At 66.6% G+C, this 15,738-nt stretch carries 10 protein-coding genes; 6 read left to right on the forward strand and 4 right to left on the reverse strand.

What is annotated here, in order from left to right; all coding sequences use genetic code 11:
* Positions 1-87 precede the first annotated feature (87 nt).
* The 4 genes from AC1D34_RS02960 (at position 88) to trxA (ending at position 7,788) form a co-directional block, all read left to right on the forward strand.
* Positions 88-795: a nucleotidyltransferase family protein gene (locus AC1D34_RS02960; RefSeq protein ID WP_441492059.1), complete on the forward strand. Its 708-nt coding sequence runs from the start codon at positions 88-90 to the stop codon at positions 793-795.
* On the forward strand, positions 788-3,898 hold the full coding sequence (addB, locus tag AC1D34_RS02965; RefSeq protein WP_476823443.1) for a double-strand break repair protein AddB: 3,111 nt from the start codon (positions 788-790) through the stop codon (positions 3,896-3,898). Before AC1D34_RS02960 ends, addB begins: the two co-directional genes overlap by 8 nt.
* A complete protein-coding gene (gene addA / locus AC1D34_RS02970) occupies positions 3,895-7,359 on the forward strand; it encodes a double-strand break repair helicase AddA (RefSeq protein WP_476823444.1) in 3,465 nt (1,154 codons plus the stop codon). The genes addB and addA overlap by 4 nt, the downstream gene beginning before the upstream one ends.
* 108 nt (positions 7,360-7,467) lie before the next feature.
* Entirely contained in the window at positions 7,468-7,788 is a 321-nt protein-coding gene (trxA, locus tag AC1D34_RS02975; RefSeq protein ID WP_043235061.1) for a thioredoxin, read from the forward strand.
* 95 nt (positions 7,789-7,883) lie between these two features.
* Here the strand turns inward: trxA and AC1D34_RS02980 are convergent, their stop codons facing one another.
* A complete protein-coding gene (locus AC1D34_RS02980) occupies positions 7,884-8,282 on the reverse strand; it encodes a DoxX family protein (RefSeq protein ID WP_441491990.1) in 399 nt (132 codons plus the stop codon).
* A gap of 328 nt (positions 8,283-8,610) precedes the next feature.
* Here AC1D34_RS02980 and AC1D34_RS02985 point away from each other — a divergent pair, with 328 nt between their 5' ends.
* The gene (locus tag AC1D34_RS02985) at positions 8,611-10,776 is read left to right on the forward strand and encodes a transglycosylase domain-containing protein (RefSeq protein ID WP_441491991.1); all 2,166 of its coding nucleotides are present in this window, start codon (positions 8,611-8,613) and stop codon (positions 10,774-10,776) included.
* 6 nt (positions 10,777-10,782) lie between these two features.
* Here AC1D34_RS02985 and AC1D34_RS02990 read toward each other — a convergent pair whose 3' ends face one another.
* The 3 genes from AC1D34_RS02990 to AC1D34_RS03000 all read right to left on the reverse strand — a co-directional run bounded on the left by AC1D34_RS02990 (position 10,783) and on the right by AC1D34_RS03000 (position 14,146).
* The gene (locus AC1D34_RS02990) at positions 10,783-11,979 is read right to left on the reverse strand and encodes a multidrug effflux MFS transporter (RefSeq protein WP_476823445.1); all 1,197 of its coding nucleotides are present in this window, start codon (positions 11,977-11,979) and stop codon (positions 10,783-10,785) included.
* 82 nt (positions 11,980-12,061) lie between these two features.
* Complete coding sequence (locus tag AC1D34_RS02995; protein WP_476823446.1) at positions 12,062-12,802, reverse strand: M48 family metallopeptidase; 741 nt, start codon at positions 12,800-12,802, stop codon at positions 12,062-12,064.
* A 42-nt stretch (positions 12,803-12,844) separates the two neighbouring features.
* Entirely contained in the window at positions 12,845-14,146 is a 1,302-nt protein-coding gene (locus AC1D34_RS03000) for a polyhydroxyalkanoate depolymerase (RefSeq protein ID WP_476823447.1), read from the reverse strand.
* 190 nt (positions 14,147-14,336) lie between these two features.
* Between AC1D34_RS03000 and AC1D34_RS03005 the strand changes: the two genes are divergently transcribed.
* Positions 14,337-15,707 carry an ActS/PrrB/RegB family redox-sensitive histidine kinase gene (locus AC1D34_RS03005; protein WP_476823448.1) on the forward strand — a complete coding sequence of 457 codons (1,371 nt, stop codon included), beginning with the start codon at positions 14,337-14,339 and terminating at the stop codon, positions 15,705-15,707.
* The last annotated feature ends 31 nt before the right edge of the window (positions 15,708-15,738 follow it).

The following is a 15,738-nucleotide window of genomic DNA, read 5'->3' on the forward strand; positions in this document are numbered from 1 at the left end:
GACCGCGACGCGCTATGGATCGCACAGGTTCATCACAATCGGGAGATTCGCGTGACTGAGACGGGTTCGCGGCCGATCCGCCGGGCCATGGTGCTGGCGGCAGGCATTGGCCAGCGCATGCGCCCAATCACCGACAGCCTGCCGAAGCCCTTGGTCCGGATCGGCGGCAAGGCAATGCTCGATCACGCGCTCGACCGGCTCGCCGAAGCCGGCGCCACCGAGGCGGTCGTCAATGTCCACCATCTCGCCGAACAGATCGAGGCTCACCTCGCCGGGCGCACGCATCCCCGGATCGTCATCTCGGACGAGCGCGACGAGCTGCTCGAAACCGGCGGCGGCGTGAAGAAGGCCCTCCCGCTGCTCGGCGGCGAACCCTTCTTCCACGTCAACTCCGACTCGCTCTGGAGCGAGACCGGCATCTCCAACATTGCGGCCATGGCCGAGGCCTGGACGCCGGCGGAGATGGACATGCTGATGCTGCTGGCCCGGCGCGAGGACAGTGTCGGCTTCGACGGCGCCGGCGACTTCTTCCAGGATGCGGACGGCCGGCTGACACGGCGCGGACAGGCGCCAACGGCCCCCGTCGTCTATGCCGGGGTGATCATCATGAAACCCGAGATCTTTGCCGACACCCCCGAGGGCTCGTTCTCGCTCAACCTGCTCTTCGACCGGCTCATCGCACGAAAGCGCCTGTTCGGACATGTTCTGCAGGGCCAGTGGCTGCATGTCGGCACGCCGGAAGCGATCGCGCCGGCAGAAGCCGCATTCGCGGCCGCCCAGAGCTTCCATGGCTGAGCTCAACCTGTTCACCATCCCCGCCGGCACAGCGTTTCTCGACGTGCTGGCGCAGGCGGTGCTGGACGGACGATTCGGTCAGGTCTACGCGCCGGATGAGCCGGCAGCGATGGCTCGTGCGACGCTCTATCTCCCGACGCGCCGTGCAGCGCGGGCCCTGGTCGCCGGCCTGTCCGCGAGGCTTGGCGGCAAGCCGCTGCTGCTGCCGCGAATCGTGCCGCTCGGCGATGTCGACGAGGCCGAGACGGCGCTGATCGGCGCGGGCGGCTGGGATGGCGCGCGCGTCGGGCCGATCGACCCGCTGGCGCGGCGGATGCTGCTGGCGCGGTTGGTCGATAGCTGGGGACGCACGGCGAACCGCAGCYACCTGAAGCTCGACCCGTCAGAGCCCTCGCTCGTGCCTTCAACGCTGGCCGAGGCCTGGGGGCTGGCTGGCGACCTCGCCGCCCTGCTCGACCAGATGCAGACCGAAGGCGTGCCGGTCGAGCGGCTGGCGACCCTTGACGCCGCTCGTTTCGACAAGGTTTGGCAGCTCAATGCGAGCTTCCTAGCCATCCTGGGCGAGGCTTGGCCGAAGATCCTCGAAAGCCGCGATGCCTGCGATCCTGCCGATTTTCGCAACCGCATGCTCGAAGCCGAACGCCAACGCCTGCTTTCCGGCAGCGTGACCGGGCCTATCATTGCTGCGGGCTCCACGGGCACGATCCCGGCCACCGCCCGGCTTCTCGCAGCGATCGCGGGGATGCCCAATGGCGCGGTCGTACTGCCCGATCTCGACCTCGACCTGGCTCAGCTTGCCTGGGAGGCGATCGAGAAGGAGCCTGCACCGTCCCACYCGCAGGCGGCATTGTATCGGCTGCTCCAGACATTGAAGGCCGGCCGTGACGACGCCCAGCCGCTGGCGAGGCCGGAACCGGGCCTCGCGGCCCGGGCGGCGTTGCTGCGCGAGGCGATGCTTCCGGCATCGGTCACGGAATTCTGGGCCGATCTCGCGACCCGCGTTTCCCCGGGCGAGGCTGAAGCAGCCTTCGATGGGATCAGCATCGTGGAGACCGCCGACGAGCGCGAGGAGGCGCTGGCAGTCGCCATCGCGCTCCGTGAAACACTGGAGCAGGACGGCAAGCACGCCGCACTGATCACTCCCGATCGCGGCCTCGCCGAACGAGTCGTCGTGGAACTCCGGCGCTGGGGCATCGAAGCCGATGATTCCGCTGGCCTGCCGCTCGCGCGCTGGCCGGCCGGCGCCCTGCTGCGCCTCCTCCTGGAGGCTGCGCGAGCCCAGATGATGCCGGCGAGCCTCGTTCCCTTGCTCGCCCACCCGCTTTGCCGGCTCGGACTGTCGCGACAGACCGTGGCGCAGGGCGCGGCGGCGCTCGAGATCGGCGCCTGGCGGGGCGAGGCTGTCACAAAGGGATTTGCGGGCCTGCGCAACAGTTTTGCGGCGGTTCCGGGACTGATGCAGGACCGGCATGCGCCTGCGCCGCGCAGGCGCCTGAACAGCGCGGATCTCGCCGCCGCGGGCCTGGTTCTCGACGCCCTCGAGGCCGCCATGGCGCCGCTGCTCGCAGCACTGGCCGCCCCGCTGCCTGCCTTCGCTACTGTGGTGACGGCAAGTCGCGATGCCCTGGTCGCACTCAGTCGGGCGGAGAGTGGCGCCACGCTCGCCTTCGTCGGGCCGGACGGCGAGGCCCTTGCAGGGCTGTTCGACCAGATCGACGGCGCCCTCCCCGATGCTCCCGAGGCCGGCCATCCCCGCGATGTCATTGCGATCCTCGACAGCCTGCTGGCCGAGACATCGGTCCGACGCAGCGGGACGGGCCATCCTCGCGTCAAGATCTGGGGCTTGCTGGAAGCGCGCCTGCTGGAAGCCGACCATGTCGTGCTGGGCGGCCTCGTCGAGTCCGTCTGGCCTCCGGAGGCCAAGACCGATTCCTTCCTGAACCGGCCGATGCGGGCCGAACTGGGCTTGAGCGCTCCCGAGCGGCGCATCGGCCAGACCGCGCATGATTTCATCCAGGGCGCGATGGCGCAGCGGGTGACCCTGACCCGCGCGCGCAAGGCCGGCGAGGCCGAGACCATCGCCTCGCGCTTCTGGCAAAGGCTCAAGGCCGTGACCCCTCAGGATGTCTGGAACGGGGCCGCGGCCAGGGGAGCCCGCCTGACCGGGCTTGCTTCACTCCTGAGCAAACCCGCCGACGCCAAACCAATCGGCCGCCCTGCTCCGCGGCCCGCGCGCCAGCTCCAGCCCGTCGCGCTCAGCGTCACCGAGGTCGAGACGCTCTACCGCGACCCCTACCAGATCTTTGCCCGCAAGATCCTGAAGCTCGACGCCCTTCCCGAGCTCGTTGGCGACCCCGGCGCCAGCGATCGCGGCAACCTGATGCATGATATTGTCGGGACTTTCGCGGAGACCTATCCGGAGCAATTGCCGGCCGACTCACTCAATCACCTGATCGCGATCGGCAAGCGCCTGTTCCAGGCGTTTGACGATACACCCGAGGTCCGCGCCTTTTGGTGGCCGCGCTTCCTCCTGACCGCCAGTCATTTCATCGGCTGGGAGGAGCGCCGGCGCGGCGAGCTGGCACGGGTTGCAGTCGAACGCGGTACCGCGGCGACGTTCAAGCTGCCGGACGGCGCGGAATTCAGACTGAGCGGGCGGGCCGACCGAATCGAGATCACGCGGCAGCCCTCGCTGCGCATCATCGACTTCAAGACCGGAGCTCCACCAAGCAAGGCGCAGGTCGAGAAGGGTTTTGCGCCGCAATTGACACTGGAAGCCGAGCTCGCGGCGCGATCCGGATTTCGCGAGGATATCGCTCCTGCACCGGTCGACGCGCTGCTCTATCTCAAGCTCCATCACGATCCGAAGGGTTGGGCCAAGGACAAGCCGCTCGAGTTCGATGGCGAGCCTCTGGCCGATGTCGCCGCGCGCCATCTCGAACGGCTGATCGAGCATCTCCATGCGCTTCGCAGCGGGCGCGAAGCCTATGTCTCGCGGCGCGCGCCCGACTACATCAAATATGCCAGCCCCTACGACCAGCTCGCGCGGGTCAAGGAGTGGTCGGCGGCACCGGGTGGCGACGAGCCCGGAGGCGAAACATGAAGCCCGGCTGGATCGTTCCCCCGCAGACCAACCAACGCCAGGCACTTGCCGCCCGGCCCGATCTCAGCGCCTGGGTTTCGGCCAATGCCGGTTCAGGCAAGACGCATGTGCTGGTCAACCGCGTGTTGCGACTGCTGCTCGACGGCGTCGCGCCGGCCCGGATGCTCTGCATCACCTACACCAAGGCGGCGGCCGCCAATATGGCGAACCGCGTGTTCAAGGCGCTCGGCGCCTGGGCGACCATGCCGGATGAGGCCCTTTCCGCGGCGCTCCAAAGCCTGACCGGCGAGCGCGCGACGGCGCGGCAGCAGGCAAGCGCTCGCCGGCTGTTCGCGGAGGCGCTGGAGACGCCGGGTGGGCTCAGGATCGAGACCATCCACGCCTTCTGCACGCGCGTTCTGCAATCTGCGCCCTTCGAGGCGAACGTACCGCCGCGCTTCGAGGTTGCCGACGATCTCGCGCAGGCCGAGCTGCTGCACGACGCAAGGCGCGAATTGCTCGCGGCCATTGCCGCCGATCCTGCCGGCGCGGAGGCACAGGCGCTCGACCTGCTGGCCAGGCAGGCGGCGCAGGACACCTTTGACGCGATGATGCAGGAGGCTTTGCGCCAGCGCACCCTGTTCAGCGACGCAGACGGCCGCGCACGCTCGGCGCAGGAGATGCGCACGGGCATTTCGGGTTTCCTGGGAATTGCACCGGACCTGACGAATGACGAGGTGCTGGCCGATTTCCGACGCGATCTTGCCTCCGTTCCAGGACTTGCCGCTCTCGTCTCGGCGCTGGAAGCCGGTAGCGCGACCCGGCAGAAATTTGCGGCTGCGCTGCGCAGCCTGACGGCGCAGCAATTCGAGGGCGACCCGATCGCAACCTGCCGCTCCGGCTTCATCACGGCCGAAGGCACGGTCAACGCGCATATCAGGGGCAAGGGCAAATCCGAGCTCGAGCCGGCGCTGATGGCCGTGCTCGACACTCTTGCCGACCTCCTGCTCGGCGCAGTCGACCAGCTCAACGCCATTGCCATCCGCGACCGCAGCCACGCGCTCGCGCTGCTGGTGACACGGATGCTCGCCTCTTATCAGCGGCTGAAGAGCGAGCGCTCGCTGCTGGACTATGACGACCTGATCGCCAAGACGCGCTCCCTGCTCTCGCGGGTCGAGGCCGCCTGGGTGCTCTACAAGCTCGATGCCGGCATCGATCACATCCTGCTCGACGAGGCCCAGGACACCAGCGAGGCGCAATGGGCGATCCTGGGCGCGCTCGCCGACGAGTTCACGGGCGGACGGGACACGCGCGCAGAGAGCCCAAAGCCCCGGACTATCTTCGTCGTCGGCGATGAGAAGCAGTCGATCTACGGCTTCCAGGGTGCCGCGCCGAGCGCCTTCGGCGAGCAGCGGACCCGGCTCGGGCTGAACATCCGGCAGGCGCAGCTCGCATTCGAGGCGGTGAGCCTCAACACCTCCTTCCGCTCGGCGCCCGACATCATGCGGGCGGTGGACATCGTCTTCGCGGTGGCGGAGCACGCCCGCGGGCTGGTCTTCGACGGCAGCGCCCGGCCGGAGGTGCATGACACCGTGCGCCAGGGCGACCCCGGCGCAGTCGATCTCTGGCCGCTATCGGCCGACGACCAGAGCGAGCCGCCGGATGCCTGGACGACTCCGGTCGACGCGCCCGAGCAGCGTAGCGGGACCGTGAAGCTCGCAACGCGCATCGCCGGCGTGCTGGCACGCTGGACGCGCAGCGGGCAGGATGATCTCGGACACGGCTTCAAGCCCGGCGACGTCATGATCCTGCTGCGCCAGCGCGGGCCGCTGTTCGAGGCGATCGTCAAAGCCCTGAAGGATGCGGGCGTGCCGGTGACCGGTCGCGATCGCTTGAGCCTCGCGACACATCCCGCGGTCGAAGACCTCGTCGCACTCGGCCGGGCGCTGCTCCTGCCCGATGACGACCTGTCGCTGGCCATCGCGCTGAAGACGCCGCTGCTTGGCCTCGACGACGACGATCTGATGCGCTTCGCGCCGGAGCGAAAGGGCTCGCTGCGCGGTGCCCTGCACGGCATCGGCGAGTGCGAGCCGCGCTTTGCCGCCATCGAAGCACGACTCTCCCAACTCGGTGACGACGCACGGCGCATCGGGCCATTTCGCTTCTTTGCGCAGCTGCTCGGGCCGGAAGGCGGGCGCAATCTCGCTCTGGCTCGGCTAGGCGCCGAGGCCGGCGACGCGCTCGACGCCTTTCTCAACGCGGCGCTGGACTATGAGCGACGACACGGCCCATCGCTTGCCGGCTTCCTGCACCACATCACCCAGGCCGGAACCGAGGTTAAGCGCGATCTTTCCAGCAGCGCAGGCGAAGTGCGCGTCATGACCGTGCACGGCTCGAAGGGATTGGAGGCGAAAGTCGTGATCCTCGCCGATCTCGCCCCCGAGCCGGGCGCCAAGCGCTTGCCGAAGATTCTCGCGGTGGAACCTCCCAGGGGCAAACTCGTGCCGATCTGGCCCCCGGCCAGGGCAGACGATGCGGAGGCGACCCGCAGGGCGAAGGCGCAGGTCGTCGACCAGCTTGCGGAGGAGCATCATCGCCTCCTCTATGTCGCGATGACCCGGGCCGAGGACCGACTGATCGTCTGCGGAGCGCAAGCCAAAGGCGAGGCGCCGCCCGGAAGCTGGTATGMGATGATCGAAAGCGGACTTTCGCTCGCGACATCGGGCCTGCAGGAGGTCGCCGCACCGGACGGGGTCGGCACGATCCGGCGCTTCATGGTCTCGGCACCAAAGCCCACCGGTCCTGTGGAGGAGGCGCAGTCCAAGCCGGCGCTCGCCGAACCCGGCTGGCTCCGCGCCTCCGCGCCCGCCGAACAGGAACCGTTGCCACCGCTCAAGCCGTCGAATGCGATCAGCGCCGCCGACGCGGCCGAGCGGCCGGGCGACGGCCCATTCCTTGCCGAGGCAGCGCAAGCCGGCCGGCTGGCGCATCTGCTCCTGCAGATCCTGCCGGATGTCGACGCGCCGGGCCGCAACGCGACGGCACAGGCACTCGCCGCCCTGCGCGGAGCTGGTTTGCCTTACGCACGACGCCAGGAGGTCATCGGCCAGACCCTGGCTTTGCTTCGCGACCCTGCGCTTTCCGCCCTGTTTTCATCCGGATCGCTGGCTGAGGTTCCGATTGCCGGCGAGATCACGCTTGCGAATGGTGCAGTGCGCGCCGTCTCGGGCCAGATCGACCGGCTCGCCGTCACGGAGAACGAGGTACTGATCGCCGACTTCAAGACGGCGTCGCGCCCGCCGGCCGATGAATCGGCGATCCCGCCCGCGACGCAAGCCCAGCTCGCCGTCTATCGCGCCCTGATCGGGCAAATCTATCCGGGGCGGCAGGTGCGGACCCTGGTGATCTACACCGCGACGCTCGCGACACTGGAGCCGCAAGCCGCTGCGCTCGATGCCGTTCTGGCGAATTTGGCAGGGTAGCCCTGCTTCAATGCAAGGCCGACGAAACTTGACCCGGGCTGCCGGCGTTCATAGCTTCGGTGTCGAATGCAGCAGTGCTGCGAACTGCTTTTGAAAGGCGAAGAAGCCATGGCGACGAACAAGGTAACCGATGCGAGCTTCGAGGCGGATGTCCTCAAGTCGAGCGAGCCGGTCGTGGTCGATTTCTGGGCCGAGTGGTGCGGCCCCTGCCGGATGATCGGCCCAGCGCTCGAGGAGATCGCCGGTGAGATGGCCGGCAAGGTCAAGATCGTGAAGATGAATGTCGATGAAAACCAGGCCATTCCCGCCCAGTTCGGCATTCGCTCGATCCCGACCCTGATGCTGTTCAAGGACGGCAAGCTGGCCTCGCAGAAGGTCGGCGCGGCCCCTAAGAGCGACCTTTCGCGCTGGATTTCGGCCTCTGTCTGAGTTCTATCGGCCTGTCGGGCCAAAAAATCAGCCCGCCTTCCCTGGGGGAGGCGGGCTTTTCTTTTGGGCGAATGGCGCGCCGTTCCGTCGAAGAATCAGCCCTTCGAGCGGGAATCGACGCTCCAGGCGCCAGCACCGGCGAAGACCAGGTAAAGGAAGATGAAGCAGTAGAGGATCGCCGCATCGCCGCCATTAAGCAGCGGGTAAATGCTGCGCGGTGCGTGGAACATCCAGTAAGCATAGGCCATTTCGCCAGCCAGCACGAAGGCGACAGGACGGGTCCACAGGCCGATCAGGATCAGGAAACCGCCAACAGCCTCCAGAATGGCGCCGAACCAGAACAGAGTGAAGGCGGCGGGCAGGCCGCTGGCTGGCGCGGCCGGGAAACCAAAGAGCTTCTGAGTGCCATGGATGATGAAGATCAGCGCGGTCACGATGCGCAAAACGGCGAGAGCCTGCGGGGCAAAGCGGCTCAGGGGGTTGGAGGCTTGCATTCGGACATAACCTTCTAGGTCGCGGAGGCTCGAGTACGTCGGAACAGGCTGGATTCGTGCCGAATTGCGGCATTGCATCTGGGCTGCGCGGCGAAGTTGTCGGGTTTCACGCGATTTTCAATTCACAAGAACGTTTGCACTGCAACATTCCCCGGCGAAGTGCCATGGCTGGCGCATTTGCCACAAATCCGAGTGATCGCTGCTCCGGGCCCGTGCTGGAATCTGGTTTCCCTTAACCGGCCCTTAAAAGCGCCATGTTTGACTCCTGTGTGAAGCTCGCGCGTTTTCGGTGCAAAGGGCGCGGTTTCACGGGGCTGAACGGGGCAGAATGAACGATCGGGCGAGACGAGGCGGCGAACGGCGCGAGCCGTCCTTCGAGGGTGGGCGGAGCGAGAGTTCCGACGCCTTCGACATGCGCCTCTCCGCCGATGATCGCTCGAGCCGCAGCCATCGCGGCGCCGCACGTCAGGAGCCGAGAGAAGAGATGCCGAAGATCCGCAAGGGCGGGGGCGGAAATGGCGGGGGCCGGCGGCGTGGCCGCAAGCGCCGCTCCTTCCTCGGCCGGATGATGTACTGGACGCTGGTCCTCGGACTCTGGTGCGTCATCGGTGTCGGCGGGCTGGTGGCCTATCACGCGGCGCAATTGCCGCCGATCAATCAGCTCACCGTGCCAAAGCGTCCGCCGAATGTCGCGATCCTCGCCGCCGACGGCTCGCTGCTCGCCAATCGCGGCGAGACCGGCGGGCGTACCGTGACGCTTGGCGAGATTCCGCCCTATCTGCCCAAGGCCTTCGTCGCGATCGAGGATCGACGCTTCTACGAGCATTTCGGCATCGACCCGATCGGCATCGCCCGCGCCATGGTGCGCAACGTCACCAACCGGGGTGGTGGCGTCCAGGGCGGCTCCACCCTGACGCAGCAGCTTGCCAAGAACCTGTTCCTGACCCAGGACCGCACCGCCGCGCGCAAGATCCAGGAAGCGATCCTGGCGCTGTGGCTGGAGCAGACCTACAGCAAGGACCAGATCCTCGAGCTCTATCTCAACCGCGTCTATTTCGGCTCCGGCGCCTATGGCGTCGAGGCGGCGGCGCAGCGCTATTTCAACAAGTCCGCCCGCTCGGTCACCGTCCCCGAAGCCGCCATGCTGGCGGGCCTGGTACAGGCACCGTCGCGGCTGGCGCCCAACCGCAATCCGGATGCGGCCGAGAAACGGGCGCAGCTCGTGATCGCCGCGATGGCCGAGCAGGGCTTTGTCTCGCAGGCTGCGGCGAAATCGGCACTGGTCGCCCCGGCGGAAGCGGCCGAACGTGTCGGCGCCGGCTCGGTGAACTATGCGGCCGACTACGTCATGGACGTGCTCGACGACTTCATCGGTGCGGTCGAGGGCGACGTCTCGGTGCTGACGACGATCGATCCAAAGCTGCAGGCCGCGGCCGAAACGACCCTTGTCGAGTCTCTGGCCGCGCAGGGCGGGAAGCTGAATGCCAGCCAGGGCGCCGTCGTTTCCATGGCGCCGGACGGGGCTCTGCGCGCGCTGATCGGCGGACGCGACTACACCAAGAGCCAGTTCAACCGCGCGACCGCCGCCAAGCGCCAGCCAGGCTCATCCTTCAAGCCCTTCGTCTATCTGACTGCAATCGAGCATGGCCTGACGCCGGACACGATCCGCGACGACTCCCCGGTCTCGATCAAGGGCTGGCAGCCGGAGAACAACAGCCGCACCTATCGCGGCCCGGTGACCCTGCAGACCGCCTTCGCCCATTCGATCAACACCGTCGCGGTGAAGCTGAACCAGGAGGTGACGCCGAAGGAAGTCGTGCGCACCGCGCAGCGGCTCGGCATTTCCTCGGGCCTCCAGGCCAATGGCTCGCTCGCACTCGGTACCTCGGAAGTGACGCCGATCGAGCTCACCACGGCCTATGCCAGCTTCGCCAATGGCGGGCAGTCCGTGCTGCCCTATGTCATCCGAGAGGTGAAATCCGTCTCGGGCAAGGTGATCTACGCCCGCAAGGCGACGAGTTTCGGGACAGTCGTGCAGCCGCAGGTGCTGCCGATGGTCAACGCCATGTTCCACGAGACCATGGCCAGCGGCTCGGGCAGCAAGGGCAATCTCGCCGGTTGGGAAGTCGGCGGCAAGTCGGGAACCACGCAGGATTTCCGCGATGCCTGGTTCGTCGGTTTCACCTCCAAGCTGGTGACCGCCGTCTGGATCGGCAATGACGACAACAGCGCCATGAAGCGGGTCTATGGCAGCGGATTGCCACTCGAAGTCTGGGGCAAGTACATGAAGGCCGCCCATGTCGGCCTGCAGCCATCGCCGCTGCCGGGTGGGTTGTGGCGCGCGGGGCCGAAATCGATCTTCGATGGCGGCGCGCCAGTGGCCGGCATGCAGCCGCCAGCACAGACCCAGACAGCGGGCGCAGGTTCGGACCGCGCCTGGGTACCGCCTGCGCCGCAGGAGAAGAACTTCCTCGAGCGGCTGTTCGGCGGCTGAGCCTTTTCAGGCCTTGGCCGCTCGCAGCTTGCGCGAGGCGTGAAACAGGACCAGTGCCGACACGCCGAGCAGCGACATCATCGCCGGCAGCGGCAGCGCGGAGTCGGTCAGCAGCTTGCCGACGACAAGACCGACACAGGCCGAGAACAGCATCTGGCAGAGCCCGACGAAGGATGATGCAGCACCAGCGCGATCCGGAAACGGCATGAGCGCCGAGGCCTGCGCCTGGGGCATGCTGAGCCCGATCCCGATCGAATAGATCGCCCAGGGTATCGTGACGCCGAGGGGGCCGCCAAAGCCGGCGGTGAGGCATAGCAGCATGCTCAGCCCGCCCGCAGCCAGGAAGGCCACGCCGATCGCAATGACGCCGTCGAGCCCACGCCGGCCGAYGAGACGCTGGGCGATGATGGTGCCCAGGATGAAGCCAAGCACCCCGAACCCGAAGGACAGGCCGTAATCGCGCGGCGACAGGCCATAGATGCTGATCAGCACGAAGGACGAGCCGGAGATGAAGGCGAAGAGTCCGCCATAGGCCAAGGCCGTGATCGCGACATAGACACGATAGGGACGGTTCCTGAGCAAGACGCCGAAGCTGCGGAAAATCGCCAGCAGCGACAGCCGCTCCGATGAACGCACGCGGATGGTTTCCGGCAGGAACAGGATGATCACGACCGCCAGCAGCAGCGCGAGAGCCAGCGTCGCAACAAAGGTCGAGCGCCAGCCAAAGGCCGCCTGCAGTATGCCGCCGACCGCCGGCGCAATGGCCGGGACCAACCCCATGATCATGCCCATGCGGGCGAATTCCCGGCCGGCGCGGGGCCCCTCATAGAGATCCCTGACCATGGCCCGGCCGAGCACGATCGGCCCGGACGCGCCCAATGCCTGCAAGACCCGGCCCGCCACCAGCCACTCGATCGAAGGCGCAAGTGCGCAGAGCAGGGTCGCGACGAGGAAAAGCGCCAGCCCGGTGAGAAGCACGGGTTTGCGCCCCAACCGATCCGAGAGCGGCCCCCAGACGATCTGGCCTCCGGCGAAACCGAACAGAAAGGCGGAGAGCGTCGCCTGCGCCCCTGCAACGTCGGTGCCCATGACACGAACGATCTCGGGCAGGGACGGCAAATAGAAATCGGTCGAGAGCGGCCCGAGGGCCGTCAGCATGGCAAGGACCGCGGTCATTGCGAGCGTGTCGGGGCGCAGCTTCACGAGACCATCCCTGTTTCGGCTGATGCCGGGTTAGGGGAGGTTGCGCCTCAAGTCGAGCCGGACGCCTCCGGCCACGACAGCCTCAGCCGTAGCCGTGCAGCCCTGSGCCATGGCGCTTCAGCCAGGCTTCCGCTTCTTCCGTCCGCGGGCAGAGCTTGTGGGTCAGCGCCCAGAAGCGATGGGAATGGTTCATCTCCTTGAGATGCGCGACTTCGTGGGCCGCGAGATAGTCCAGCACCAGTGGCGGGGCGAGGATCAGGCGCCAGGAGAAATTCAGGTGCCCCCTCGACGAACAGGAGCCCCAGCGGCTCGTGGTGTCGCGGATGGTGATCTTGCGGGCGGGGATGCCGAGTGTTCCCGTATGGTGCCTGACCGCACGCTCCAGATCCTCGAGTGCGGCGCGGCGCAGGAAATCCTTGACCCGACGCGCGACATGGGCGGCTTCGCCGGCGACCGCGATGATGGCGGTGCCATCCTTGTCGATTGTGGCGTGGGTGATGCCGCGCACCTTCGACCAATGCACGATCCGGTGGGGCGCGCCGCGAAAGGGCACGACCTGTCCCGGCTCAAAGGGCACCGAAAGCGGACGCTTGGCGAGCTTTGCCGCGATCCAGCCGCCATGATTCTCGGCGAAGATCTTACCGGTGAGGAAGTCTGCGCGTTCCGGCAGCGTCAGCGTGATCTCGCCGGTCGCCTGCGAGACACGCAGCGTCATCCGCCGAGCGGCAGCGCGCCGCTTCACCGCAACGGAGAACAGCGTGCCGCCATGAGCGACCTCGATCCGATCCGGATCAGGCTGGCGCTTGAACAGGGAGAGCCGCATCGCCCGCAATTGTGCTGGATTCGCGGGCGATGCGGAAGGGCTTCAGTTCGCGATCTTCAAGGCCTTGCGCGCGACGGCCGCGCTGTCGTCCCGGCGCACCTTGGCTGCCTCCATGTCGAGGCTGACCATGAAGTCGGAAATGCGGGGCGCGATTTCGGCGCGGAAGCGCGAACCGTTGAAGACGCCGTAATGGCCGACGCCCTTCTGGAGGTAATGCACGCGCTTGTCGGCCGGGATATTGGCGCAGAGATCATGGGCGGCCTGAGTCTGGCCGACGCCCGAGATATCGTCGTTCTCGCCCTCGACCGTCATCAGCGCAACGCGACGAATGGCCTTCAGATCAACCGGCTTGTCGCGATGCATCATCGTGCCCTTGGGCAGGGCATGCTGAACGAATACGGTATCGACCGTCTGGAGATAGAACTCCGCCGTCAGGTCCATGACCGCGAGATACTCGTCATAGAAATCGCGGTGCTTCTCGGCCGAATCGCCATCCCCGGCGATGAGGTGCTTGTACATCTCGTAGTGAGCCGAGACATGTCGGTCGATGTTCATGGCCATGAAGCCCGATAGCTGCATGAAGCCGGGATAAACCTCCCGGAAGGCGCCCATATGCGGGAACGGCACCATGGTGATGCAATTGCGGCGGAACCATTCGGTCCCGCGCTCCATAGCTAGCTGGTTGACTGCGGTCGGCGAGCGGCGGGTATCGATCGGACCACCCATCAGGGTCATCGACCGCGGCGCATTGGGATCATTCTCCGCTTCCATCCGCGCGATCGCGGCAATCACCGGAACCGCAGGCTGGCAGACGGCCATGACATGGGTGTCGGGGCCGAGCGTCTGGAGCATGCCGACGACGTAGTCGATATAATCGTCGAGATCGAAGCGACCGGCGGCGAGCGGCACCAGGCGGGCATCCGTCCAGTCGGTGATGTAGACCTCATGGCCAGGCAGGAACGCCTCGACCGTGCCGCGCAGCAGCGTGGCATAGTGGCCCGACATCGGGGCAACCAGCAGCACCTTGGGCTGCGGCTTGCGACGCCCGGCGATCTTGCGGTCGAAATAGACCAGCTTGCAGAAGGGCCGCTCCCAGACGACGCGTTCCTCGACGGCGACCTTGACGCCGCCAATCGTGGTCTCGTTCAGGTCGAAGGCGGGCTTGCCATAGCGGCGCGTCATCCGTTCGAACAGTTCACAGGACGCAGCGACCGTGCGGCCGAGCGGCGTGTAGGTCAGCGGATTGGCTGGGTTCTTGAACGCCAGCTGCAGCGCATCCGACATGCCACGAACGGGCGCGACCATCGTATGAACCGCTTCGTAGGCGTGATAAGCGAACGACATGGCAGCTCCATACATGCAGCGACGTCTCCCGGGTGCCGGATGCACCTGATGATGCGCCGCAACAAACAGCGCAGCCTAGATTGTTTCTGCTCTCATTCAATCCGGCAAAAGGCTAAGATTTTCCTTCAATGCCAAAATGCCACAGTTTTGCACTGCAAAACCCCGGCCCGTCATCGGATGCATGGGCGTCATGACGGTCCCTGATGCCGATCTCCCGCCGCTGGCACGATCCAGCCGTCATTTGCGCCTCGACACCCTCGTGCGGTTGCGCTGGCTTGCTATCGCTGGCCAGAGCCTCGCGGTCGCCGGCGTGCATTTTGGCCTCGGCTTCACCCTGCCGTTCGGCTGGTGTTTCCTCGCCATCGCCATCTCCGCCTGGCTGAACATTGCGCTGCGCATTCGCTTTCCGCTCAGCCACAGGCTGCGCGAGGATGCGGCGACCGCACTGTTGGCCTTCGACATCATCCAGCTCGCAGCCCTGCTCTACCTGACCGGCGGCCTGCAAAATCCCTTCGCCATTCTGTTCCTGGCGCCGGTGATGATTTCGGCGACAGCCTTGCCGCCGCAGCGCACCATGCTGCTCGGGCTACTGGCCGTCGTGCTGGCGAGCGTGCTGAACTTCACGCATCTGCCCCTGCCCTGGGCCGGGCCCAACCGGCCGGTCCTGCCGCCATTCTACCAGGCCGGGAACTGGATCGCGCTCGTGCTCGGGCTCGGCTTCACCGGCATTTATGCCTGGCGCGTCGCCAAGGAAGCGCGCGACCTCTCGGAGGCTCTCGCTGCGACGGAGTTGGTCCTGGCACGCGAACAGCACCTTTCGCAGCTCGACGGCCTCGCCGCAGCAGCAGCCCATGAACTCGGCACGCCGCTCGCCACGATCGCCCTGGTGGCACGTGAATTGTCGCGGCTAGCCCCTCCGGAAGGCGAGATGGCGGAGGATATCACGCTGCTGCGCGAGCAGGTCGAGCGCTGCCGCGGCATCCTCGGCAAGCTCACCTCGCTTCAGGACGACGATGCCGGCCCGCTCGACCAACTCTCGCTGCGCCTGCTGATCGAAGAGACGGCCGGCCCGCAGCGGCCATTCGGCGTGCCGTTCCGCATCGAGATGATCGGAGACAAGCCGGAACCCGTCTGCCGACGCAACCCGGGCATGATCTACGGCCTCGGCAATATCGTCGACAATGCCGTCGACTTCGCCCGGTCCGAAGTGGYGATCATCGCACAATGGACCGATATGCATGTCATGCTGACCATCGCCGATGATGGCCCCGGGTTTCCTCCCGACGTCCTGATGCGCGCCGGCGAGCCCTATCTCTCGCGCGCAGCGGCAGAAAGTCGCGCCGGCGGCGGTTTGGGCCTGGGACTTTTCATTGCAAAAACGCTGCTGGAACGCGGCGGTGCAGCGCTCGAATTTTCGAATCTGCCATCCCCGGCGAGCGGCGCGTCCGTCCGCATGGTCTGGCCGAGGGCGGTGTTCGAGGCCGACGCAAAACCTTCCGGGTCTTCAAAACGGGGGGAAATGCCACTACCTGAGGGTGACGGCCCCTTCTCGCCGTCCTGATGCGCGAAACCCATGATCGCGTTACAATTTC

The sequence above is a fragment of the Allobosea sp. P1_A7 genome (genome assembly GCF_056406775.1).